The organism is Streptomyces sp. URMC 124 (assembly GCF_051386455.1).
Lineage (GTDB): Bacteria > Actinomycetota > Actinomycetes > Streptomycetales > Streptomycetaceae > Streptomyces.
This window is the reverse complement of sequence record NZ_JBPQTS010000371.1, coordinates 1-396: the sequence shown is the minus strand read 5'-3', so window position 1 is coordinate 396 and position 396 is coordinate 1. Positions and strand designations below refer to the sequence as shown.

Here is a 396-nt window from a genome sequence, read left to right as displayed (position 1 = left end):
CGTGTCATGCACCGGTCAACGCATCCGAACGAGGGGATTCAGGCCAACTTCCCTGTCACTCGGGAACAGTTGATTGCGCGCCCCCTCAGGGACACCAACAATGCACACGTCAAAACCGAACGGAACTTCGGCCCGGATCCGGCCCGGGCGGCCCGGATCCGTCTCAGAGAGGAACCACCCCCCATGAGAAGACCTCTCCTCGGCACGCTCACCACCACCCTCCTCCTCGCCGGAGCGACCGTGGCCGGCACCGGCGCCGCCACGGCAGCGCCCTCGGACTCCGCCGCGGACGCCAAGGCCAGGCCCAAGGCCGTCGACTTCGCCGGCACCGTGGCGCTCAGCAACTGCTCCGGCTCCCTGATCCGCCTGCCGAGCTCGTCCGACAACGACCCCGGC

The 396-nt window shown here is 68.9% G+C and carries 1 pseudogene; it reads left to right on the top strand.

What is annotated here, in order from left to right:
* Positions 1 to 183 precede the first annotated feature (183 nt).
* A pseudogene (locus ACSNOG_RS32985) lies at positions 184 to 396 on the top strand (serine protease); the annotation flags it as partial.